The following is a 21903-nucleotide window of genomic DNA, read 5'->3' on the forward strand; positions in this document are numbered from 1 at the left end:
GGGTGGGTTCAGAGGCGGGTCATGCTCGACGCGTAGCCGCCGGCGCCCGGTTCGAGCCGCCGAGTGCCGAGGAGCTGCCCGCCTGGATCGAGGCGGTGACGACGATCCTGTACCTCGTCTTCAACGAGGGGTACACCGCCAGCAGCGGCGACCGGCTGGAACGCGTGAAGCTGACCGAGGAAGCGATCCGGCTCACCCGGATGCTGCACCGCCTGCGGTCCGACGACGCGGAGGTCACCGGGCTGCTCGCGTTGATGCTGCTCACGCCTCGCGGCGCGCGGCCCGGGCCGAGCCGGGCGGCGAACTCGTCCCGCTGGACGAGCAGGACCGAATCCGGTGGGACCGCGGACTGATCGACGAGGGCACCGCGCTGATCGAGTCCGTCTGGCCGGCCGGGAACGTCGGCCCGTACCAGTTGCAGGCGGCGATCGCCGCCGTTCATGCCCAGGCGCGGACCGCGTCGGAGACGGACTGGCCCCAGATCGCCGCGCTCTACCTCTGGCTCGAACGGCTGTTGCCGACCGAACCCATCTGCCTCGGCAGGGTGGTCGGCGTCGCGAAGGCCTACGGACCGGGGCGCGGTCTCGCGCTCCTCGACGAACTGGAACGCACCCACAAGTTCACCGAGAAGGCGCTCACCCGGCACCGCGAGCAGTCGGTTCGCGCGCACCTGCTCGAGTCACTCGGTGACCTTTCGGCGGCCCGGGCCGCGTGCCTGTCGGCCGCGGCCCTGACCGACAACGAGGTCGAACGGACCTACCTTCTCCGCCGCGCCGCCGAGAGTTCGCCGGGCTAGAACATGGGAGCGGCGTGCGCGGTGTTCCGCTGACGCGCCGATGCCGTCTTGGCCAGGACGAGGTACGTCACGAAGCCGACCACCAGGCCGACCGCCCAGGAGTAGTCGTAGAGCGGCTTGAGGAACGGGATCAGGCCGTCCGCCGGGAACGGGCCGGCACCGGGGTTCGAGTAGGCGCCACCGACCGCGAGCAGCGAGCCGACCACCGTCGCGACCACACCCCGCCAGTTCCAGCCGGCGGAGAACCAGTACCGGCCGCCGGGCTGGTAGAGGTCGGCCAGGGACAGGTGGGTCCGCTCGACCAGCCAGTACCCCGCGATCAGTACGCCCGCCACCGACGCCAGCAGTCCGCCGTAGAAACCGAGCCAGGTGAAGATGTAGATCGACGGATCCGAGATCAGCCGCCACGGCTGGATGAGGATGCCGAGCACCCCGGTGACCAGACCGGCGGTACGGTAGGTCAGCAGCTTCGGAACGGCGTTGGAGAAGTCGTACGACGGACTGACCACGTTCGCGGCGACGTTGGTGGTCATGGTCGCGAGAATGGCGATCACGAGGCCGATCACCACGACGACCGGGTTCTCGAACCGGGCCGCCAGGACGACCGGGTCCCAGATCGCCTCGCCGTACACGACGATCGTGCCGGACGTGGTGATGATCGACAAGATCGCGATCAGCGACATTGTCGTCGGCAGACCGAGCGCCTGCCCGATCGCCTGCTGCTTCTGACTCCCGCCGAACCGGGTGAAGTCCGGCATGTTCAGCGACAGCGTGGCCCAGAAGGCGATCATGCCCATCAGGGAGGGCGCCGCGAGCTTCCAGAAGGCGGCGCCCCAGCCGAGCTGTGACGGCTGGTCGAGGATCGGCCCGAGACCGCCGGCCTCGGCCACGATCCACACCATCAGCGCGAGGAATCCGACCAGGACCAGGGGAGCGGCCCAGTTCTCGAACGACCGCAGCGCCTCGATCCCGCGCCAGATCAGCAGCATCTGGAGCACCCAGAAGAACGTGAAGCTCAGCCACAGCGTCCAGGCGTGGCCGCCGATCGCGGACGCGTTCGTCCAGCCGTCGCCGGCGAGCTTGCCGACGATCACGTAGATGGCCTGGCCGCCGACCCAGGTCTGGATGCCGAACCACCCGCAGGCGATGAACGCCCGCAGCAGGGCGGGGAGGTTCGCACCGCGGATGCCGTAGAACGCCCGCGCGAACACCGGGAACGGGATGCCGTACTTCGTTCCCGCGTGACTGTTCAGCAGCATCGGCACCAGCACGACGAGGTTCCCGACGGTGATGACAAGGAACGCCTGCAGCCAGTTCATGCCGAGCTGCACCAGACCGGCCGCGAGCAGATAGCTCGGGATGTTCAGTGCCATCCCCATCCACAGGGCCGCGTAGTTGTACGTCGTCCAGTTGCGCTCGGGCAGCCGGGTCGGCGCGAGTTCGGCGTTGCCGTACGGGCTGTTCGCCACCGCGTCCGGATCGGTCAGTTCGACACGTCCGTCGGGATGCACGGTCTGCTCAGCAATGGCCATCGGTCCCACCACCCCATTCGGTTCAGGACGTGCGCTTGGGGAACAAGTTGCGCTCTGGGGCGACGTGATGTCAACGGACAATGACCGATGGCCTGGCGGGCGCCGCCCGGCCGGGTCAGCCGGGGCCGAGCAGGGGCAGCGTGGGTCTGCGGGGAGTGCCGAGCGCCTCGTAGCCGCGTTTGATCGCGTCCTGCAGGTGCTCGAGCGGCCACGGCCAGTCGTCGGTGTGCCGAAGCGCGTCGGCCAGGGACGTGCCGCCGTGGTGCAGGCCGGAGATGGTGTTCGCGACCGTGCCGAGGTCGCCGGCCTGGGCCCGGACGAACTCGGCGTCCACGACCGCACCGTGGCCCGGGACCACCTTCGCGGTCTCGGACAGCATGCCGATCACGCGGTCGACGGTGTCCGGCCACTCGAGCGGGAACGAGTCCTCGCCGTACGACGGAGGCGCGGACTCCTCGATCAGGTCGCCGACGAAGAACACCTCCACGTCCGGTACGACGACCACGACGTCGCCGTCGGTGTGCGCGTTGCCCAGATGGAGCAGCTCCGCCCGGCGGTCGCCGAGATCGACGACCTTGGCGACCGCGAAGGTGCTCGCCGGCAGGTTCGCCGCGGCCGCGGCGTTCTCCTGGGCGTAGACCTCGGCCTGGCCGAACACGCTGTTGCCGTTGACGTGGTCGAAGTGGGCGTGCGTGTTCACCACCCAGCGGACCGGCTGGTCGGTGACCTCGCGGATGTGGGTCGCGAGCTCCTCGGCCTGCTCGGTCGTGGCCCGGGTGTCGATCAGGAGGGCGCCGCCGGTGCCGGCGACCAGGCCGACGTTGAGGTCCCACTCGTCGTACCGGCGGACCCAGCAACGATCCGCCACCGCCACCCATTTGCTCATCCACGTCCTCGCTTCGCTCCGGGCGCGGATGAGACACGAGGCGCACTGTGCTGGAGGATGAACTCGCTCCGCTCGTTCATGGCCACGACACTACTTGCTCAGTACGTCGCCCCTGACCACCTGGTCGCGATCGACGTCGCGGAGCAGCAGGCCGACGTTCTCGCCGGCGTTGGCTACGTCGACGTGCTTGCGGAACATCTCGATCCCGGTCACCTCGGTCTGCAGCACCGGCGTACCGGCCCGGGTGATGAGCACCTGGTCGCCGACCGTGACCGTGCCCGCGGTCACCCGGCCGGTGACGACCGTCCCGCGCCCGGTGATCGAGAACACGTCCTCGATCGTCAGCCCGAATGCGCCGGCCGGTACGACGTCCTGCGGCCGGGTGACGGTGTCCCGCGGCCGCTCGCTGTCACGCTTCCAGAACTTCCAGCCCATACCCAAGACCGTAACTGCCGGGAACCCTTATCCAACGGACGGAATCGCACTTGAAGGCCGCTCGGGCGAGGCCTAGGGTGCCGGTGGCGGTTCGCAATCTTTCCGAGCTCGACACCGAAACTTTCGAAGGGCGGACGGCGTGACGACACGACGTGCACTGGTGGTCCGGGGCGGTTGGGAAGGACACTCCCCGGTCGAGGCGACCGACCTGTTCATCCCGTACCTGCGAGAGAACGGCTTCGAGGTGACCGTCTCCGACACGACCGAGAGCTACCTAGACCTGGACGGCACCGACCTGGTGCTGCAGTGCGTCACCATGAGCCAGATCGAGCCCGAGCACTTCAAGGGCCTGGACGCCGCGATCCGCAAGGGCACCGGGTTCGCCGGCTGGCACGGCGGCATCTGCGACTCGTTCCGGAACAACGCCGACTACAGCTTCGTCACCGGCGGCCAGTTCATCTCGCATCCGCACGGGTTCACCGACTACCGGGTCGACGTCGTCGCCGAGCACCCGATCGTCGAGGGGATCACGCACTTCGACGTCCACACCGAGCAGTACTACGTCCACTACGACCCGACGAACACCGTGCTGGCGACCACGACGTTCAGCTCGCACCCGGACTACCCGTGGATCGAGGGCGCCGTGATGCCCGCCGTCTGGACCCGGACCTGGGGTGCCGGCAGGGTCTTCGTCTGCACCGTTGGCCACAAGCTGGACGACCTCGAGGTACCTGAGGTCCGGACGATCATCGAGCGGGGGCTGCTGTGGGCGAGCAAGTGACCCGCGTCGGCATCGTCGGCACCGGCGTCATCTCCGGCACCTACCTCGACCACCTGGCCAAGCTGCCCGGTGTCGAGGTGGTCGCGGTCGCCGACCTCGACGTCGCTCGCGCGCAGGCGATCGCCGACCGGAACCCGGGCATCCGTGCGCTGTCGTCCGGCGACCTGTACGCCGCCGACGACGTCGACATCGTGGTCAACCTGACCATCCCGGCCGCGCACGCGTCCGTGCACCTGGCCGCGATGGAGGCCGGCAAGCACGTGTACGGCGAGAAGCCGCTGGCCGTCGACCGCGCCGAGGCCGAGCCGCTGCTGAAGTACTCCGCCGCCAACAACCTTCGCGTCGGCTGCGCACCGGACACCGTGCTCGGCACCGGCACCCAGACCGCCCGGGTCGCGATCGACCGCGGCGACATCGGCGTACCGACCGCCGCGACCGCGTCCTTCGTCACGCCCGGCCACGAGCTGTGGCACCCGGCACCGGAGTTCTACTACCAGCCCGGCGGCGGGCCGGTCCTCGACATGGGCCCGTACTACGTCACCAGCCTCGTCACCCTGCTCGGTCCGGTCCGGCGGGTCACCGCCCGCGCCGGGCAGTCGCAGCAGCAGCGGAAGATCCACACCGGGCCGCGGGCCGGGGAGACCTTCCCGGTGGTCGTGCCGACGCACGTCACCGGCGTACTCGAGCACGAGTCCGGGGCATTGACCACGCTGCTGATGTCGTTCGACGTATGGGCCGCCCGGCTGCCGCGGATCGAGGTGCACGGGACCGAGGGCAGCCTCTCGGTGCCGGACCCGAACGGCTTCGACGGCACCGTCGAGATCGCCACCGCCACGCATCGTGACTGGACCGAACTCCCGGTGGCCGGCGGGTACGCCGGAGCCGGCCGGGGCGTCGGTGTCGCGGACATGGCCCGGGCCATCCGGAACGGCGAACCGCACCGCGCCGACGGTGCACTCGCCTACCACGTGCTCGACGTGCTCGAGTCCGTGCTGGAAGCGGCCGCCCAGGACCAGCCGGTGGACGTCGCGAGTACGGTCGAGCGTCCGGCCGCCGTACCGTTGGGTGCGTCTCCCGAAGTCGCCTGAGACCCGCCCCACGCCGGATTCCGGCGCCGGCGGCTACTACGGCTCGGTAGACTGGCACTCGAATCATCTGAGTGCCAAGGTCGCCGAGAGAGGGTGGTGCGCGTGCTGGACGAACGCAAGCTGGACGTTCTCCGCGCCATCGTCGAGGACTACGTGGCGACCCACGAGCCGGTCGGCTCCAAGACGCTGGTGGACCGGCACAACCTCGGGGTCTCGCCGGCGACGGTGCGTAACGACATGGCCGCGCTGGAGGAGGAGGGGTACATCACCCAGCCGCACACCAGCGCGGGCCGGATCCCGACCGACGCCGGCTACCGGCTGTTCGTGGACAAGCTCAGCACGGTCAAGACCCTGACCGCGGCGGAGAAGAGGGCGATCACGTCGTTCCTGGCCGGTGCGGTCGACCTGGACGACGTCGTCCGCCGGACCGTCCGGCTGCTCGCCCAGATCACCCGCCAGGTCGCGATCGTGCAGTATCCGTCGCTGAACCGATCGCACGTGCGGCACGTCGAGGTGGTCACGATGACCCCGCGGCGACTGCTGCTCGTACTGATCACCAGCGCCGGACGGGTCGAGCAGCGGATCGTGGAGCCGCCGCACGACGTCGACGAGCAGTTGATCGCGGACCTGCGTTCCCGGCTGAACACCGCGCTGGCCGGGCAACGGCTGACCGAGGCGGCGACGTCGCTGGCCGCTGTCCCCGAGACGTTCGCGCCGTCGGACCGGTCGCTGGTCGCGGCGATCGTGACGACGTTGCTGGAGGCGTTCACCGACGAGGTCGGCGAGCAGCGGATCGCGGTCGGCGGCGCGGCCAACCTGACCCGGTACGGCGACGACTTCGAGCGCAACGTGAAGCCGGTGCTGGAGGCGCTCGAGGAGCACGTGATCCTGCTCAAGCTGCTCGGTGAGGCGACCAACCCGCAGACCCTGACGGTCCGCATCGGGCACGAGAACCCGTACGAGGAACTGGCCACCACCTCGGTGGTCGCGACCGGGTACGGGTCCAAGTCGGAGGCGCTGGCCACCCTCGGCATCGTCGGCCCGACCCACATGGACTATCCGAGCACGATGGGCGCCGTACGCGCCGTCGCGCGGTACGTCAGCCAGATCCTGGCCGACTCGTAACGACCACCACACCAACCCCTGGCTTGGAGTATGAGCACCGACTACTACGCCGTCCTGGGCGTCAGCCGCGACGCGACACCGGACGAGATCAAGAAGGCCTACCGCAAGCTGGCCCGCCAGTACCACCCGGACGTGAACGACTCCGAGGACGCCCACCACAAGTTCCAGGAGATCGGCCGCGCCTTCCAGGTGCTGAGCGACCCGCAGAAGCGGCAGATGCACGATCTCGGCGGTGACCCGTTCGCGACCGCAGGCGCGGGCGGCGGTCCCGGCGGATTCGGGCAGGCCTTCACGTTCACCGACATCATGGACGCCTTCTTCGGCCAGACCGGCGGGGCCACCCGCGGGCCGCGGCCGCGGACCAGGCGAGGCCAGGACGCGCTGATCCCGCTGCGGATCGACCTGGCCGAGGCCGCGTTCGGCACCACCCGCGAACTGAAGGTGGACACCGCCGTGTTGTGCCCGACCTGCTCGGGCTCGGGCGCGGCGGCCGGCTCCGAGCCGGTCACCTGCGACATCTGCCACGGCCGCGGCGAGGTCACCCACACCCAGCGGTCGTTCCTCGGCGAGGTCCGCACCATGCGTCCGTGCCCGAACTGCCGCGGCTTCGGCACGATCATCCCGAACCCGTGCGTCGAGTGCTCCGGCGACGGCCGGGTCCGCTCCCGCCGTACCGTCACCGTGAAGATCCCCGGCGGCGTCGACACCGGCACCCGGGTCCAGCTGTCCGGCCAGGGCGAGGTCGGCTCCGGCGGCGGCCCGGCCGGCGACCTGTACGTCGAGATCGAGGTCGAGCCGCACGACATCTTCACCCGCAACGGCGACGACCTGCACTGCACGGTCACCCTGCCGATGACGGCGGCCGCGCTCGGCACCACGATCGACCTGCCGACGCTCGAGGGCGAGACCACCCCGCTGGAGATCCGCCCCGGCACCCAGTCCGGGACGGCGATGACGCTGACCGCCCGCGGTGTTCCACGCCTGCGGCACGCCGGCCGTGGCGACCTGATCGTCCAGGTGATCGTCGAGACCCCGACCAGGCTCGACGACACCCAGGCCGACCTGCTCAGGCAACTCGCCGGCATGCGCGGCGAGGAACGCCCCCAGGGGCAGGTCCAAGCCACCCACAAGAGCGTCTTCGGCCGCCTTCGAAACGCCTTCGGCGCCCACTAGATGGGCGTCGCGGTCTTCTTCTCCGAGGAGCTGTCGGGTGACGCGCTGACCCTCGGCGGTAGTGAGGGGCGGCATGCGGCGGTCGTACGGCGGATCGGGCCGGGCGAGCGGGTTCGGTTGACCGATGGGCGGGGTGCCTGGGCCGAAGGGCCGGTGACGGCCGCCTCGAAGGCGGGGGTGACCGTCACCGTCGACAACCGCGGGACGGTGGACCCGGGGCGGCCGCGGCTGGTGGTGGTGCAGGCGTTGCCCAAGGGCGAGCGGGCCGAGCTGGCGGTGGAGATGCTGACCGAGGTCGGCGCCGACGTGATCGTGCCCTGGAACGCGCAGCGGAGTCAGTTCCGCAGCACCCCGGAGCGTTCCGCCAAGACGTTGGCGAAATGGCAGGCGTGGGCGTTCGAGGCGAGCAAGCAGTCCCGCCGGAGCTGGTTCGCCGAGGTCGCCCCGATCGCCGGCACCGCGGATGTCGCCCGCCTGGTGGCCGGCGCCGCGCTGCCCGTCGTACTGCACGAGGGAGCCAAGACCCCGCTGGCCTCGCTCGACGTCCCCACCGACGGCGACATCGTGATCGTCATCGGTCCGGAAGGCGGCATCGCCCCCGCCGAGCTGACCGCCTTCGACGTCGAACCGGTCCGGCTCGGCGACACCGTCCTGCGCACCTCCACCGCCGGCGTCGCCGCCGCGTCAGCCGTGCTGGCCCGCTCGCGCTGGCGCTGACGGCCGCCGCGCGGTCTTTCCCAATCGAAGGACGACGTCCGCCCGGCGTGGAGTGTCGGTGGCGGTTGGTAGATCTGGTGTCTGCCGTTCGAGCGGACCGGAGGAGGCCGTGATGCAGACACGACCGCGCGTGGTGGTCAGCGTGGAAGCCAGCGCGGACGGGAAGGTCGCGCTCACCCGGGAAGCGATCCTGATGCATCAGCCGAGTGCGGGGCTGTGGGCAGCGATGACACCGAGCGCCGCCGATCCGGTCGGGATCGACGTTCTCGCAACGGTCAGGGAGCAGTACGGCTGCAACGCCGTGCTGGAGGGCAGCGGCAGCCTGGTGCCAGAGGACGGAGTCCCGGAGGAGCTGCCCGCCTATGACGGCGACACCGCCGAGCTCTACCGGCACTTCCTTCCGCCCGACATCACCGGGCAAGCGTCACCGCCGCACCTGTGGTTCACCGTGGTCGACAGCCGCGGACGAGTGCGCTGGACCGAGAAGCACGAGAACTGGGACGCTCTGGTCCTGGTGGCGCGGTCGACCCCGGCCGACTATCTCGCCTATCTCCGCCGGGAGCGGATCTGCTATCTCGTCGCCGGCGAGGACCAGGTCGACCTGGCGCAGGGAATGGTTGCCATGGGCACTGAGCTCGGCGTCGGGTGCGTCCTGTCGACCGCGGGCGGCGGCCTCAACGGCGCCTTGCTGCGGGCGGGCCTGATCGACGAACTGCACCTCACGCTGGCGCCTGCGCTGATCGGCGGGCTCGGTACGCCGTCGGTCGTCGACGGGTCGCCCCTGGCCGTCGGCGAGCCGCCTACCCCGCTGCGGCTGCTCTCGGTGCACACCGACGCCGGTGGATCCGTGCGCCTGCACTACACCGTCGTTCGAGGCTGACGATCCCTACAAGCACTGGTGCCCGGCGGCGCCGCCAAGGGTCACCTGACCATGAAGCTCTTGCTGTCGGTCGACGTCGCGCGGCCGTCCCTGGCGGAGCTCTCGAACACCTCGACCGTGTAGTAGCCGGGCGGGAGCTTGTCCACCACGAAGGCGAACGGCGTGAACTTGTATGCCTCGGCCGTCCTGGTAGGACCCTCGGCCACCACGTGCCCGGTCTTGACGTCGAGGATCCGCCAGTTCAGGTGTGCCTCGAAGGCCGAGCCGTAGCCGGTGACCTTCACCGGTGTGGGGACCGACGTTCCTTCCTCGGGTGAGGTGATCCAGATGAGCGCCTGCACGTCGTTCGACTTGGCCCGGGCGAGGGGGCTGGACGAGTCGATCTGCCCGAAGAGCTTCGTGCCGGTCCGGCCCTGTTCGGTGATCTGCACCCGTTCCGTGTCGGCGGACAGCGCGCCCTGCACGGTGTAAACCAGTTGCTGGACCGCCACAGTGGCCTCGGCCGCGTCCAGGCGGGCTTGCGGAAGTTGCTTGAAGTCGACCGTGATCAACCCGGGGGAGCGGGTGACGGAGTTCAGCCGGGCGCCGCGCCAGACGGAGTAGTAATCCGGGTCGCCGGGCTCCTTGGTCGTCAAGATCTGGACCGCCTCGGTGGCCGGGCGGCCCTGGACCTTCGCCCAGGTGCGGTACAGCCGGACCTCCCCGGCCCTGTTGGTGCCGACCCGGTTGCCCAGCCAGTAGACCGGGACGACGGCGCTCTTGACCACCTGCTCGGGCTTGCCACGCTCTGGAGGAGCGAGGGTCGCTCCTGGTGACGTGGCGGCCGGGGCAGTCGGCGCGGCGCTGGGCTCCGTTGCGGTGGCGGGCGCGGACGACAGCGGGGCGCCGGTAACGGAGGTGGTGGTGTCCGGGCCGCCGGCCACCTGGTCGTCGCCGGCGTTCTTGGCGTTGTCGTCGAGGACGGTGAATGCGCCGATGGCCGCGGCGGTGCCGATCGCGGCGGCGCCGGCAGTGAGGATCCACGGCCGCCGGGTCGGCGGACGGCGCCGGCCGCGGACGCGGGCCCGGATCTCGGGCAGCGCGTCGGCCGGCTCGACCCGGTCGGCCTCCTCGGCCAGCGCCCGGCGCATCAGGTCGTCGAACGGGTCGTTCGAATCGTGGAGACTCATCCGCGTCCTCGCTTCGCTCCGGGTGCGGCCGAGGCACAGGTCGTCCGGTGTTCGATGATGATCTCGCTACGCTCGGTCATACTGTCTGCTCCAGGAGCTGGCGGAGCGACTTGCTCGCCCGCGCTGCGTGGCTCTTCACGGATCCGCGGCTGATCCCCATGGTTTCGGCGATCTCGGCCTCGGACAGGTCGCCGTAGTACCGCAGCACCATCACGGTGCGCTGCTTCTCCGGCAAGGTGCGCATCGCCTCGATCACCCGGTCGGTCTCGACCGTCCGCAGGACGGCCTGCTCGGCGCTCGGCTCGTCCGGCAGTGAGCGGGGCGTGTGCTTGTCCACCACCACGAGGTGACGCTGGCGGGAGCGGCAGCGGTTGACGACCGCCGTCCGCAGGTACGCCAGGGCCTTGTGCGGGTCGCGCAGCCGGTGCCAGCGGCCGTGCATCGCGACGAACGCGTCCTGCACGATCTCCTCCGCCGTACCGGTGTCACGCAGCAACAAGGCGCCGAGGCGGACCAGCGACGTGTAGTGCGCCGTGTAGACAGCCGTCAGCGCCTCGTCGGCATCCCACGAGGACTCATGTGCCACGTCCTCTTCGTACACCACCGCCGGTTGCGCCACGAGAAGACGACGCGGAGACCTCGTCCCAGGTTGACAACAGTGCCCCGGAACGCGCGCTGACATCACGGTCCGGGCGTGTTCGGGGGAATTTCCGGTGAGGCTGTCCGCGGAGCGGGCTAGCATGGGTGGGTCACCATCACCGGCATCAGGAGGAAGAGCCTGTCCAGGCCACGCAGTATCGAACCGGAGGCGCGCGCGAACGGCGGCGCCACCACCACGCAGGCGTCGCACAAGATCGTCGTGCCGAACAGCATCGACATGGTGGCCCTGCTCGGAGCCCGGGACGACTTCCTCCGCATCGTCGAGAAGGAGTTCGCCGCCGACATCATGGTCCGCGGCAACGAGATCACGCTCACCGGTGAGCCCGCCGAGCTGGCGCTGGCCGAGCGGCTGATCGACGAGCTGATCGCGGTGGTGCGGACCGGGCACGGGCTGACCGCGGACTCGGTCGAGCGCAGCATCGCGATGATCAAGGCGGCCACCGCCGAGAGCCCGCGCGACGTGCTGACGCAGAACATCCTGTCCAGCCGCGGCCGCACCATCCGGCCGAAGACGCTGAACCAGAAGCGGTACGTCGACGCCATCGACAAGAACACGATCGTCTTCGGCATCGGCCCGGCCGGTACCGGCAAGACCTACCTGGCGGTCGCCAAGGCGGTCCAGGCGCTGCAGGCCAAGGAGGTCAACCGGATCATCCTGACCCGGCCGGCCGTCGAGGCCGGCGAGCGGCTCGGGTTCCTGCCCGGCACCCTGTCGGAGAAGATCGACCCGTACCTGCGGCCGCTGTACGACGCCCTGCACGACATGCTCGACCCGGAGTCGATCCCGCGACTGATGACGGCCGGCACGATCGAGATCGCGCCGCTGGCGTACATGCGCGGGCGGACACTGAACGACGCCTACATCATCCTGGACGAAGCGCAGAACACCTCGCCGGAGCAGATGAAGATGTTTCTCACCCGGCTCGGTTTCGGCTCCAAGATGGTCGTCACCGGCGACGTCACCCAGGTCGACCTGCCGACCGGGACGAACTCGGGCCTCCGGGTCGTCCAGGGCATCCTCGACGGCGTCCAGGACCTGGCGTTCTGCCGCCTGACCTCGCACGACGTGGTCCGGCACAAGCTGGTCGGCCGGATCGTCTCGGCGTACGAGAACTACGAAGGCAGCTCTGACTCCACGAGATGAACGTCGAGGTCAACAACGAGTCCGGAGTCGAGATCGACGCGCACGGACTGATGCGGCTCAGCCGGTTCGTGATGTCGTCGCTGCGGCTGCACCCGGAGTGCGAGCTGTCGATCAAGCTGGTCGACGAGGACACCATGGCGCGGTACCACGTCGAGTTCCTGGACCTGCCGGGTCCGACCGACGTGATGTCGTGGCCGATGGACGAGCTGCGGCCGGGCGCCGAGGACGACTCCGAGCCGCCGCTCGGGCATCTCGGGGACATCGCGCTCTGCCCGACCGTGGCGGCCGCGCAAGGTGCCAAGGCCGGGCACGGCACCTGGGCCGAGCTGGAGCTGCTGACGGTGCACGGCATCCTGCACCTGCTTGGGTACGACCACGCCGAACCCGCCGAGAAGGCGGAGATGTGGGACGTCCAGGGCCGGCTGCTGGAAGCATGGCGGGCCCCCGGAAACCGGCTAGAGGGTGTCTAATGGTTCACCCCCTAGGACAGGAGTGACGTTGCGGTGACCTCCCACGACCTCGGTCTGCTGGTTGTGGCCGCGGTGCTCGTCCTGCTCGCCGGGCTGTTCGCCGGCGCCGAGGCGGCACTGTCGTCGTACTCGAAGGTGCGGGCGAACGAGCAGGTCGAGCAGGGCAACCTGCGCGCGGTCCGGCTGCGTGCCCTGCTGTCGGACGCCCCGCGGTACCTGAACTCCCTGTTGCTGGTCCGGCTGATCTGCGAGATCACCGCGATCGTGCTGGTCACCCAGGCGCTGTCGGAGCTGCTCCCGGTCACCTGGGAGCACATCCTGATCACCGCCGTGGTGATGGTGCTGGTCTCGTACGTGATCATCGGGGTCGCCCCGCGCACCCTCGGCCGGCAGCACTCGGACCGGTTCGCGATCCTCTCGGCCGGCCCGGTGATGGCGCTCACCCGGGTGCTCGGCCCGCTGCCGAAGGTGCTGATCATGCTGGGCAACGCCCTCACCCCGGGCAAGGGGTTCGCCGAGGGCCCGTTCGCCACCGAGGCCGAGCTGCGCGCACTGGTCGACTACGCGGAGAAGTCGGCGGTCATCGAGTCCGGCGAGCGGCAGATGATCCACTCGGTGTTCGAGCTCGGCGACACCATCGTCCGCGAGGTGATGGTGCCGCGGACCGACATGGTCTACATCGAGAAGCACAAGAAGCTGCGCCAGCTCACCTCACTGGCGCTGCGGTCCGGGTACTCGCGGATCCCGGTGATCGGCGAGTCGCTGGACGACATCCTCGGCGTCGTCTACCTGAAGGACGTGATGCGCCGGGTGTACGACAACGCCCAGGCCGAGTCGACCGAGCGGGTCGAGTCGGTGATGCGGCCGTGCATGTACATCCCCGACTCCAAGCCGATCGACGAGCTGCTGCGGGAGATGCAGGCCGCCCGGATGCACGTCGCGATGGTCGTCGACGAGTACGGCGGCACGGCCGGCCTGGTCACCATCGAGGACATCCTGGAGGAGATCGTCGGCGAGATCACCGACGAGTACGACGAGGTCCCGGACTCGGTGCAGGAGCTGTCCGACGGGGCGTACCGGGTGTCGAGCCGGCTGCCGATCGACGAGCTGGGCGAGCTGTTCGGCGTACCGCTGGACGACGACGACGTGGACACCGTCGGCGGCCTGATGGCGAAACTGCTCGGCAAGGTGCCGATCCCGGGCGCCGAGGTGGAGATCGCGGGCCTGTCGCTGACGGCGGAGCGGCCGTCCGGCCGTCGCAACCAGGTCGGTACTGTGCTGGTACGGCGGGAGGAGACCGCTGACCCGTCGCACGACCAGAACCACCAGCACGCCTGATCGAGCCCGCTCCACCGCATCCATCCCACCGACCCGATCCCACCAGCTGTCGCAGTTCGAGTTCCTTGGAGCTTTCTTGTCAGACCTCTCGGCGGAAGACGCCAAGCTCGTCACCCTCGCCCGCGCTGCCCGCGCCCGGACCAGGGCGGCCGAGGGCGCTGCCGTCCGGGACTCCGACGGCCGGACGTACTCCGCCTGCACGGTCGGGCTCGACACCGTCGAGCTGACCGCGCTGCAACTGGCGGTCGCGATGGCGCTGTCGTCGGGGGTGAAGGGCCTGGAGGCGGCCGCGGTGGTCACCGACGCCCAGGACGTCGACGTCAACGTGGTCCGCCACTTCGCCGGCGCCGCCGTTCCCGTAGTGGTTGCCGAAGGCACCGGAGAGGTCCGCGATGTCGTCCACACCTGAGCCCTTCAAGTCCGGGTTCGCCTGCTTCGTGGGCCGTCCGAACGCGGGCAAGTCCACGCTCACCAACGCACTGGTGGGCAGGAAGATCGTGATCACCTCGTCAAAGCCGCAGACCACCCGGCACGCGGTCCGCGGCATCGTGCACCGGCCGGACGCCCAGCTCGTGCTGGTCGACACCCCTGGTCTGCACAAGCCGCGCACGCTCCTCGGCGAGCGGCTGAACGACCTGGTGAAGACCACCTGGGCCGAGGTGGACGTGATCGCGGTCTGCCTGCCGGCCAGCGACAAGATCGGTCCGGGTGACCGGTTCCTGGTCAGCGAGGCGGCCAAGGTCGCGAAGACCCCGAAGGTCGCGCTGGCCACCAAGGCCGACCTGGTCGAGCCGGACCGGATGGTCGAGCACCTGGCCGAGATCGCCGCGCTGGGGGAGTCGGCCGGGATCGAGTGGGCCTCGATCGTGCCGGTGTCGGCGACGTCCGGCTTCCAGGTCGACGTGGTCGCCGACGAGCTGGTGAAGCTGCTGCCGGAGGGTTTCGCGCTCTACCCGGACGGCGACATCACCGACGAGCCCGAGGAGACGCTCGTCGCCGAGCTGATCCGGGAGGCGGCGCTCGAGGGCGTCCGGGACGAGCTGCCGCACTCGATCGCGGTCACCATCGACGAGATGGGGCTGCGCGAGGGCCGCCCGGAGGACAAGCCGCTGCTCGACGTGTACGCCAACATCTTCCTCGAGCGGGACAGCCAGAAGGGGATCGTGATCGGCCACAAGGGCGCCCGCCTGCGCGAGGTCGGCGCCGCCGCCCGCCGCCAGATCGAGGCGCTGCTCGGGACGCCGGTCTACCTCGATCTCCACGTGAAGATCGCCAAGAACTGGCAGACCGACGCCAAGCACCTCCGCAAACTCGGCTTCTGAACCACCCGGCCTAGAGCGACTTCTGGTAGTCCGGGATCCGGGTGATGACGCGGTAGTTCAGCTGTTCGTTGATGCTGATCATGTGGTTGTTGGACTCGGCGTTCCAGGTGTCGAGCTGGGCCAGCTGCGGCTCTTGGTCGCGCATCCACAGCAGCATCGCGGACTTCACCAGCGCACCGAGCCGGTGGCCGCGGTGGGCACGCGCGACGGCGGTGTCGTTCTGCTCGCCGATGTGCGGGCGCTCCCGCTCGACCGTGATGGTGGTGTGGCCGGCCAGCTCACCGGTCGCCTTCTCCCGGGCGATCACCCGGTGCAGCGTCCGCTCGCTCTTGAGCTGCGCCTCCTCGTAGGCCCGCAACCGCTCCGGGCTGTACTCGTCGTCCTCGACGTCCAGGTCGTCCTTCGGCGCGTCGTTGATCGACGCGGTCACCGCGACCATGCCGTCCAGCAGTTCGTCCGGCAGCGCGCCGGTGATCCGGATCAGCTCGTACGCCGAGGACGCGGCGACCGCGTCGTCGTACAGCTTCTGCACGACGGACCAGTCCAGACCGGCGACATCCTGCCGCCGGTTCACGTCCACCGACTTCCGCTCGAAGCCGTGCTGCCGGGCGAACGCGTCCGCGGCCGGCAGGTCGAACGTACTCAGGCCGATCGAGTTGCGGCCGAGCTCGGCGGTCAGCCGCTCGGCGTACGCGATCAGCTCCGACCCGGTCCCGCGACCGCGACGGTCCGGATGGACCGTGCCGAAGGCCCAGACCAGGTTGGTGTTGTCGTACGTCGGGATCGAGGCCTCGAGCAGCCCCACCGGGGCGCCGTCCTCGTCCCGGGCCAGGTACGCCCGGCCCGGGTTGAGGTCCCACCCGTAGCGCAGTCCGTTCGCGAGACTCCTGGGCGTCGGCAGCAGGATCTCCGGACAGTCCACCTTGGCGGCGGCATGCATCACCGCTACCGCATCGGCGCATCCGACCTCGTCGTCGGGCGACACTCTGATGATCTCCACGCCCTCAGCTTCCACACCCCACTGGGTTACCGCGAGTGATTTACGCGGGTGGGGAAGTCACCACCCGCGGGAATCTTGACTGACTCCAGAACGGGGAGAAGACTGCGTGGGGTGGCAGTCGATTCCGACCTGCACGGGATGTTGCGCGAGGTGGCGCTCCGGGTCACCCGGCCGCGGGTGGCCGTACTGCACGCTGTCCACGCGCATCCACACGCCGACACCGACACCATCATCCGCGCCACCCGGCGGGAGCTGCCCGACGTCTCCCACCAGGCGGTGTACGACGTACTGCGCGCGCTGGCCGACACCGGGCTGGTCCGGCGGATCCAGCCGGCCGGTTCGGTCGCGCGGTACGAGGCACGGGTGGGGGACAATCACCACCACGTGGTGTGCCGGTCGTGCGGCGCCATCGAGGACGTGGACTGCGCTGTCGGCGAGGCACCCTGCCTGCATCCCTCGGACCGCCACGGTTTCGCCGTCGACGAGGCCGAGATCGTCTACTGGGGCCTGTGTCCCGCCTGTTCCGCCGCCACCCCTGACCCTGCAACCGCATCGAAAGGCTGAGCATGTCCGACACGTCCGGCGTCACCCCGCACGGCAGCGAGAGCGAGAACCCGGCCATCGACGCCCCGACTCCGAAGCCGGGCCGGCCGAGGACGAACCGCGACTGGTGGCCCAACCAACTGGACCTCTCGATCCTGCACCCGCACCACACCCGGTCGAACCCGATGGAGGAGGACTTCGACTACGCCACGGAGTTCGCCTCGCTCGACGTCGACGCGCTCAAGGCCGACCTGGTCCAGGTGATGCGGACGTCGCAGGACTGGTGGCCGGCCGACTTCGGCCACTACGGCCCGCTGTTCATCCGGATGAGCTGGCACTCGGCCGGCACCTACCGGATCGAGGACGGCCGCGGCGGTGCCGGCGACGGCGCCCAGCGGTTCGCGCCGCTGAACAGCTGGCCCGACAACGCCAATCTGGACAAGGCCCGCCGGTTGCTCTGGCCGGTCAAGCAGAAGTACGGCCGGAAGATCTCCTGGGCCGACCTGCTGGTGCTGGCCGGCAACGTCGCGCTCGACGACATGGGCTTCACGACGTTCGGATTCGGCTTCGGCCGTGAGGACGTCTGGGAGCCCGAGGAGATCTACTGGGGCCCGGAGGACACCTGGCTCGGCGACGAGCGCTACAGCGGCGACCGCGAGCTGCACGGCCAGCTGGGCGCGGTCCAGATGGGTCTGATCTACGTCAACCCCGAGGGCCCGAACGGCAACCCCGACCCGCTGGCCGCGGCGCGCGACATCCGTGAGACGTTCCGCCGGATGGCGATGAACGATGAGGAGACGGTCGCCCTGATCGCCGGCGGCCACTCGTTCGGCAAGACCCATGGTGCCGGGCCGGCCGAGCACGTCGGCCCCGAGCCGGAGGCCACGCCGCTGGAGTCCCAGGGGCTCGGCTGGCACAGCACCTACGGCACCGGCAAGGGCAAGGACACCATCACCAGCGGGCTCGAGGTGACCTGGACGCAGACGCCGACCAGCTTCGGCAACGGCTTCTTCCGGAACCTCTTCGGCTACGAGTGGGAACTGACCAAGAGCCCGGCCGGAGCCCACCAGTGGGTCGCGAAGGACGCCGCGGAGGACGTGCCGGACGCGCACGTGCCGGACCGGAAGCACCGGCCGACGATGCTCACGACCGACCTGGCGCTGCGGTTCGACCCGGTCTACGGGCCGATCTCGCGCCGCTTCCTCGAGAACCCGGACGAGTTCGCGCTGGCCTTCGCCAAGGCCTGGTACAAGTTGCTGCACCGCGACATGGGCCCGGTCTCGCGCTTCCTCGGGCCGTGGGTCCCGGAGCCGCAGCTGTGGCAGGACCCGGTCCCGGCGGTCGACCACGAGCTGATCGGTGACGAGGACGTCGCGGCACTCAAGGAGAAGCTGCTCGCGACCGGCCTGTCCGTGCAGCAACTGGTCGGCACCGCCTGGGCGTCCGCGGCCAGCTTCCGGACCACCGACAAGCGTGGCGGCGCGAACGGCGCGCGGATCCGGCTCGAGCCGCAGCGCAGCTGGGAGGTGAACGAGCCGGCCGAGCTGGCCAAGGTGCTGCAGACACTCGAGCAGGTCCAGCGGGAGTTCAACGGCTCCGGCAAGAAGGTGTCGCTGGCCGACCTGATCGTGCTCGGCGGCTGCGCTGCCGTGGAGAAGGCGGCCCGCGACGCCGGGCACGAGATCACCGTCCCGTTCCACCCCGGCCGGACCGACGCCTCCCAGGAGCAGACCGACGTCGACGCGTTCGCCGTCCTCGAGCCGCGGGCGGACGGCTTCCGCAACTACGTCCGGGCGGGCGAGAAGCTCTCTCCGGAGACGCTGCTGCTCGACCGGGCGTACATGCTGAGCCTGACGTCGCCGGAGATGACGGTCCTGGTCGGCGGCCTGCGCGCCCTGGGCGCGAACCTCGGCGGCGCCGAGCACGGTGTGTTCACCGACCGGCCGGGCACGCTCACCAACGACTTCTTCGTCAACCTGCTCGCCGCCGGCGCGGAGTGGAGGGCGTCGGAGTCGGTGGAGAACGTCTTCGAGATCCGCGACGTGGCCACCGGCGATTTCAAGTGGACCGCGACCGCGGCCGACCTGGTCTTCGGCGCCAACTCGCAGCTGCGGTCGCTCGCCGAGGTCTACGCGAGCGCGGACGCCCAGGAGAAGTTCGTCAAGGACTTCGTCGCCGCCTGGGTCAAGGTGATGGAGCTCGACCGGTTCGACCTCAGGAGGGCGTAGGCATCCCGTAGGCGTGGTCGATGGTCATCGAGAGCACGAGCCGCTTGTCGGTGACCATCGCCCGCCGGTACTCGTCCCAGTCCGGGTGCTCGCCGGAGGCCGTCCGATAGTACTCGACCAGGTCCTCGACCACGTCGTCGTACGGGTCGGCCGCCACCGGACTGAGCTCGGCCTTGCCCTCCAGGACGACGTACGAGCGGCCGCCGGGACCGTCGACGTACAGGCTCGCACGCGGGTCGCGGCGCAGGTTCCTCGTCTTGGCCCGGCCGTCGGTGAGTGACACCCGGATGCGTTCGCCGTCGTACACGTAGGTGACGTTCGACAGTTGCGGGCGGCCGTCGCGCTTGAGCGTGACCAGGGCGCCGAGGCCGTGGCTGCCGATCCGGTCGAGCAGGTTTCGAGTCATGCGGAGAAGCTTAGAAATTCAAGCACGCTTGAAGGCAACCCAGCTGTGGGCTGACCGAAGAAAGCCGGCGGATGCTCGCCCGGGGCTGTTCTCCAGCCCGACCCGGCCCGCCTCTTTGCACATTTTCAGCGGGGTTCGTCACGCTCCGTGTCTCGGCGGGCGAGACCCCTGGTTCGACGGGCGGGCCGGGTTGTGCATAGACTCACTGGCATCATGCGGCACGAGCTTCTCCTCCTTCGCTGCCGCGGCGAGGCCTGACAAGGCCGGTTCCCTCGCCGCGGAGTTTGGTCGTGCGCCGGTCGTCTCTCACGACCCCGTAGTACACCCTCTCGAGGAGAACCCCCGTGGCACCGAAGAACCAGCCCAACCCCGTCCAGCAGCCGTCCGGGATGCCGGTCCAGCGCTACCGCGCGTTCCCGCCCATCGACCTGCCGGACCGCACCTGGCCGACGAAGTCGGTCGACAAGACCCCGCGCTGGCTGTCCACCGACCTCCGCGACGGCAACCAGGCGCTGGTCGAGCCGATGTCCCCGGCCCGCAAGCGGCGGATGTTCGACCTGCTGGTGAAGATGGGCTACAAGGAGATCGAGGTCGGTTTCCCGAGCGCCAGCCAGTACGACTTCGACTTCGTCCGCAGCCTGATCGAGGACGACGTCATCCCCGACGACGTCACCATCTCGGTGCTGACCCAGGCCCGCGAGGAACTGATCGAGCGGACCGTGCAGTCGCTGCAGGGATCGCCGAGGGCGACCATCCACCTGTACAACGCGACCGCGCCGCTGTTCCGCCGGGTGGTGTTCAACGTCGACAAGGCCGAATGCCGCGCCATCGCGGTCCGCGGCACCGAGACGGTCATGAAGTACGCCGACGAGATGCTCGGCGACTGCGAGTTCGGCTACCAGTACAGTCCGGAGATCTTCACCGGCACCGAGCTGGAGTTCGCGCTCGAGGTCTGTGAGGCGGTCAGTGACGTCTGGCAGCCGGCCGAGGGCCGCGAGATCATCCTGAACCTGCCGGCCACCGTCGAGATGTCGACGCCGAACGTGTACGCCGACCAGATCGAGTGGTTCGGCCGCAACCTGACCCGGCGCGAGCACAGCACGATCAGCCTGCACCCGCACAACGACCGCGGCACCGCGGTGGCCGCGACCGAGCTGGCCCTGATGGCCGGCGCGGACCGGGTCGAGGGCTGCCTGTTCGGTCACGGCGAGCGGACCGGCAACGTCGATCTGGTCACGCTGGGGATGAACCTGTTCAGCCAGGGCATCGACCCGCAGATCGACTTCGCCGACATCGACGAGGTCCGCCGCACGGTCGAGTACTGCACGCAGATGCGCGTGCCGGAGCGTCAGCCGTACGCCGGCGACCTGGTCTACACCGCGTTCTCCGGGTCTCACCAGGACGCGATCAAGAAGGGCCTGGAGGCGCTGGACAAGCAGGCGGCGGCCGAGGGCAGGCCGGTCTCCGAGATCGCCTGGGAGGCGCCGTACCTGCCGATCGACCCGAAGGACGTCGGCCGCTCGTACGAGGCCGTCATCCGGGTGAACTCGCAGTCCGGCAAGGGCGGCGTCGCGTACATCATGATGTCGGAGCACCGGCTCGACCTGCCGCGCCGGCTGCAGATCGAGTTCAGCCGGGTGATCCAGCAACACACCGACGCCGAGGGCGGCGAGGTCGGCCCGCAGCACATGTGGGACATCTTCGCGGCCGAGTACCTGGCGCCCGGCAAGCTGTCGCTGCTCACGGTGAACTCGTCGTCCGGCGAGGGCCAGGGTGACCAGCTCCGCGTGCAGGTCTACTCGAACGGCGTACCGCACGAGCTGACCGGCGAGGGCAACGGCCCGGTGTCGGCGTTCGTCGACGCGATCAAGCCGCTGAAGTACGACGTCCGGGTGCTGGACTACCACGAGCACGCGCTCTCGGCCGGCGGCGACGCGCTCGCCGCCGCGTACGTCGAGTGCGAGGTCGGCGATGAGGTCTACTGGGGTGTCGGCCGGGACGCCAACATCCTCACGGCGTCGCTGAAGGCTGTAGTCTCCGCCGTCAACCGCGCCACCCGCTGACCACGCGCACAACCTGTCGGCCGCCACCCGCCCGGGTGGCGGCCGACATCCGCCTTGCGAGGCTCCGGATCGGGTAGTTTCGGCACGCACAGTCGCATGACTGGTGCACAGTGCGACGAGTTTGGTCACGATTCGACCCGGCGGTCA

Annotated in this window: 23 protein-coding genes and 1 pseudogene; 16 read left to right on the forward strand and 8 right to left on the reverse strand. The window is 69.7% G+C overall.

Annotation, left to right across the window (positions count from 1 at the left end):
• Window positions 1-95: 95 nt before the first annotated feature.
• A pseudogene (locus tag E1218_RS37970) lies at window positions 96-322 on the forward strand (DUF6596 domain-containing protein); the annotation flags it as partial.
• A gap of 93 nt (window positions 323-415) precedes the next feature.
• Window positions 416-796: an RNA polymerase sigma factor gene (locus E1218_RS19320; protein ID WP_132322089.1), complete on the forward strand. Its 381-nt coding sequence runs from the start codon at window positions 416-418 to the stop codon at window positions 794-796.
• Here the strand turns inward: E1218_RS19320 and E1218_RS19325 are convergent.
• The 3 genes from E1218_RS19325 to E1218_RS19335 form a co-directional block, all read right to left on the reverse strand.
• Window positions 793-2328 carry an NCS1 family nucleobase:cation symporter-1 gene (locus tag E1218_RS19325; protein ID WP_132322091.1) on the reverse strand — a complete coding sequence of 512 codons (1536 nt, stop codon included), beginning with the start codon at window positions 2326-2328 and terminating at the stop codon, window positions 793-795. The genes E1218_RS19320 and E1218_RS19325 overlap by 4 nt on opposite strands.
• 115 nt (window positions 2329-2443) lie before the next feature.
• Window positions 2444-3214, reverse strand: coding sequence for an MBL fold metallo-hydrolase (locus E1218_RS19330; RefSeq protein ID WP_132322093.1), 771 nt, complete (start codon window positions 3212-3214; stop codon window positions 2444-2446).
• 90 nt (window positions 3215-3304) lie between these two features.
• Window positions 3305-3649: an EF-Tu/IF-2/RF-3 family GTPase gene (locus tag E1218_RS19335; RefSeq protein ID WP_132322095.1), complete on the reverse strand. Its 345-nt coding sequence runs from the start codon at window positions 3647-3649 to the stop codon at window positions 3305-3307.
• 139 nt (window positions 3650-3788) lie between these two features.
• On the opposite strand from E1218_RS19335, the gene E1218_RS19340 reads away from it, so the two are divergent.
• The 6 genes from E1218_RS19340 to E1218_RS19365 all read left to right on the forward strand — a co-directional run bounded on the left by E1218_RS19340 (window position 3789) and on the right by E1218_RS19365 (window position 9413).
• Window positions 3789-4430, forward strand: coding sequence for a ThuA domain-containing protein (locus tag E1218_RS19340; protein WP_233712323.1), 642 nt, complete (start codon window positions 3789-3791; stop codon window positions 4428-4430).
• Window positions 4415-5518, forward strand: coding sequence for a Gfo/Idh/MocA family protein (locus tag E1218_RS19345; protein WP_132322097.1), 1104 nt, complete (start codon window positions 4415-4417; stop codon window positions 5516-5518). The genes E1218_RS19340 and E1218_RS19345 overlap by 16 nt, the downstream gene beginning before the upstream one ends.
• A gap of 102 nt (window positions 5519-5620) precedes the next feature.
• Complete coding sequence (gene hrcA, locus E1218_RS19350; RefSeq protein ID WP_132322099.1) at window positions 5621-6643, forward strand: heat-inducible transcriptional repressor HrcA; 1023 nt, start codon at window positions 5621-5623, stop codon at window positions 6641-6643.
• A 30-nt stretch (window positions 6644-6673) separates the two neighbouring features.
• Window positions 6674-7816: a molecular chaperone DnaJ gene (gene dnaJ, locus E1218_RS19355; protein WP_132322101.1), complete on the forward strand. Its 1143-nt coding sequence runs from the start codon at window positions 6674-6676 to the stop codon at window positions 7814-7816.
• Window positions 7817-8533, forward strand: a complete 717-nt coding sequence (locus E1218_RS19360) for a 16S rRNA (uracil(1498)-N(3))-methyltransferase (protein WP_132322103.1) — start codon at window positions 7817-7819, stop codon at window positions 8531-8533.
• Window positions 8534-8645: 112 nt separating this feature from the next.
• A complete protein-coding gene (locus E1218_RS19365; RefSeq protein WP_132322105.1) occupies window positions 8646-9413 on the forward strand; it encodes a RibD family protein in 768 nt (255 codons plus the stop codon).
• A 41-nt stretch (window positions 9414-9454) separates the two neighbouring features.
• Here E1218_RS19365 and E1218_RS19370 read toward each other — a convergent pair whose 3' ends face one another.
• From E1218_RS19370 to E1218_RS37340, 3 genes are all read right to left on the reverse strand, one after another.
• Window positions 9455-10582, reverse strand: coding sequence for a Gmad2 immunoglobulin-like domain-containing protein (locus E1218_RS19370; RefSeq protein WP_132322107.1), 1128 nt, complete (start codon window positions 10580-10582; stop codon window positions 9455-9457).
• 76 nt (window positions 10583-10658) lie between these two features.
• Complete coding sequence (locus E1218_RS19375) at window positions 10659-11168, reverse strand: SigE family RNA polymerase sigma factor (protein ID WP_233712324.1); 510 nt, start codon at window positions 11166-11168, stop codon at window positions 10659-10661.
• A 149-nt stretch (window positions 11169-11317) separates the two neighbouring features.
• Window positions 11318-11461: a hypothetical protein gene (locus tag E1218_RS37340; RefSeq protein ID WP_233712325.1), complete on the reverse strand. Its 144-nt coding sequence runs from the start codon at window positions 11459-11461 to the stop codon at window positions 11318-11320.
• On the opposite strand from E1218_RS37340, the gene E1218_RS19380 reads away from it, so the two are divergent.
• From E1218_RS19380 to era, 5 genes are all read left to right on the forward strand, one after another.
• Window positions 11460-12386, forward strand: a complete 927-nt coding sequence (locus E1218_RS19380; protein WP_233712329.1) for a PhoH family protein — start codon at window positions 11460-11462, stop codon at window positions 12384-12386. The genes E1218_RS37340 and E1218_RS19380 overlap by 2 nt on opposite strands.
• Window positions 12383-12856, forward strand: coding sequence for an rRNA maturation RNase YbeY (gene ybeY / locus E1218_RS19385; RefSeq protein ID WP_132322111.1), 474 nt, complete (start codon window positions 12383-12385; stop codon window positions 12854-12856). Before E1218_RS19380 ends, ybeY begins: the two co-directional genes overlap by 4 nt.
• 33 nt (window positions 12857-12889) lie before the next feature.
• On the forward strand, window positions 12890-14194 hold the full coding sequence (locus E1218_RS19390; protein WP_132322113.1) for a hemolysin family protein: 1305 nt from the start codon (window positions 12890-12892) through the stop codon (window positions 14192-14194).
• Between the two features lie 76 nt (window positions 14195-14270).
• Window positions 14271-14603: a cytidine deaminase gene (locus E1218_RS19395; RefSeq protein WP_132322115.1), complete on the forward strand. Its 333-nt coding sequence runs from the start codon at window positions 14271-14273 to the stop codon at window positions 14601-14603.
• Window positions 14587-15516 (forward strand): GTPase Era, encoded by a 930-nt coding sequence (gene era, locus E1218_RS19400; protein ID WP_132322117.1) that lies wholly within the window; start codon window positions 14587-14589, stop codon window positions 15514-15516. Before E1218_RS19395 ends, era begins: the two co-directional genes overlap by 17 nt.
• 10 nt (window positions 15517-15526) lie before the next feature.
• Here the strand turns inward: era and E1218_RS19405 are convergent, their stop codons facing one another.
• Complete coding sequence (locus E1218_RS19405; protein ID WP_233712326.1) at window positions 15527-16516, reverse strand: GNAT family N-acetyltransferase; 990 nt, start codon at window positions 16514-16516, stop codon at window positions 15527-15529.
• Window positions 16517-16654: 138 nt separating this feature from the next.
• Between E1218_RS19405 and E1218_RS19410 the strand changes: the two genes are divergently transcribed.
• Window positions 16655-17080, forward strand: a complete 426-nt coding sequence (locus E1218_RS19410; RefSeq protein ID WP_132322147.1) for a Fur family transcriptional regulator — start codon at window positions 16655-16657, stop codon at window positions 17078-17080.
• Window positions 17081-17082: 2 nt separating this feature from the next.
• Window positions 17083-19287 carry a catalase/peroxidase HPI gene (gene katG, locus E1218_RS19415; RefSeq protein ID WP_132322119.1) on the forward strand — a complete coding sequence of 735 codons (2205 nt, stop codon included), beginning with the start codon at window positions 17083-17085 and terminating at the stop codon, window positions 19285-19287.
• On the opposite strand, the gene E1218_RS19420 is transcribed toward katG, so the two are convergent.
• The gene (locus E1218_RS19420) at window positions 19274-19693 is read right to left on the reverse strand and encodes a PPOX class F420-dependent oxidoreductase (RefSeq protein WP_132322121.1); all 420 of its coding nucleotides are present in this window, start codon (window positions 19691-19693) and stop codon (window positions 19274-19276) included. The two genes, katG and E1218_RS19420, sit on opposite strands and share 14 nt — an antisense overlap.
• 389 nt (window positions 19694-20082) lie before the next feature.
• Between E1218_RS19420 and leuA the strand changes: the two genes are divergently transcribed.
• Entirely contained in the window at window positions 20083-21756 is a 1674-nt protein-coding gene (gene leuA / locus E1218_RS19425) for a 2-isopropylmalate synthase (RefSeq protein ID WP_202866091.1), read from the forward strand.
• The last annotated feature ends 147 nt before the right edge of the window (window positions 21757-21903 follow it).

The sequence above is a fragment of the Kribbella turkmenica genome, from assembly GCF_004348725.1.
GTDB classification, from domain to species: Bacteria; Actinomycetota; Actinomycetes; order Propionibacteriales; family Kribbellaceae; genus Kribbella; species Kribbella turkmenica.

Coding starts and splice junctions, on each gene's coding strand:
- E1218_RS19410 (WP_132322147.1), top strand. CDS start 16,655: ATGTTGCGCGAGGTGGCGCTCCGGGTCACCCGGCCGCGGGTGGCCGTA.
- E1218_RS37340 (WP_233712325.1), bottom strand. CDS start 11,461: ATGTCGATGCTGTTCGGCACGACGATCTTGTGCGACGCCTGCGTGGTG.
- era (WP_132322117.1), top strand. CDS start 14,587: ATGTCGTCCACACCTGAGCCCTTCAAGTCCGGGTTCGCCTGCTTCGTG.
- ybeY (WP_132322111.1), top strand. CDS start 12,383: ATGAACGTCGAGGTCAACAACGAGTCCGGAGTCGAGATCGACGCGCAC.
- E1218_RS19420 (WP_132322121.1), bottom strand. CDS start 19,693: ATGACTCGAAACCTGCTCGACCGGATCGGCAGCCACGGCCTCGGCGCC.
- E1218_RS19380 (WP_233712329.1), top strand. CDS start 11,460: ATGGTGGCCCTGCTCGGAGCCCGGGACGACTTCCTCCGCATCGTCGAG.
- E1218_RS19370 (WP_132322107.1), bottom strand. CDS start 10,582: ATGAGTCTCCACGATTCGAACGACCCGTTCGACGACCTGATGCGCCGG.
- katG (WP_132322119.1), top strand. CDS start 17,083: ATGTCCGACACGTCCGGCGTCACCCCGCACGGCAGCGAGAGCGAGAAC.
- leuA (WP_202866091.1), top strand. CDS start 20,083: ATGCCGGTCCAGCGCTACCGCGCGTTCCCGCCCATCGACCTGCCGGAC.
- E1218_RS19330 (WP_132322093.1), bottom strand. CDS start 3,214: ATGAGCAAATGGGTGGCGGTGGCGGATCGTTGCTGGGTCCGCCGGTAC.
- dnaJ (WP_132322101.1), top strand. CDS start 6,674: ATGAGCACCGACTACTACGCCGTCCTGGGCGTCAGCCGCGACGCGACA.
- E1218_RS19365 (WP_132322105.1), top strand. CDS start 8,646: ATGCAGACACGACCGCGCGTGGTGGTCAGCGTGGAAGCCAGCGCGGAC.
- E1218_RS19360 (WP_132322103.1), top strand. CDS start 7,817: ATGGGCGTCGCGGTCTTCTTCTCCGAGGAGCTGTCGGGTGACGCGCTG.
- E1218_RS19335 (WP_132322095.1), bottom strand. CDS start 3,649: ATGGGCTGGAAGTTCTGGAAGCGTGACAGCGAGCGGCCGCGGGACACC.
- E1218_RS19325 (WP_132322091.1), bottom strand. CDS start 2,328: ATGGCCATTGCTGAGCAGACCGTGCATCCCGACGGACGTGTCGAACTG.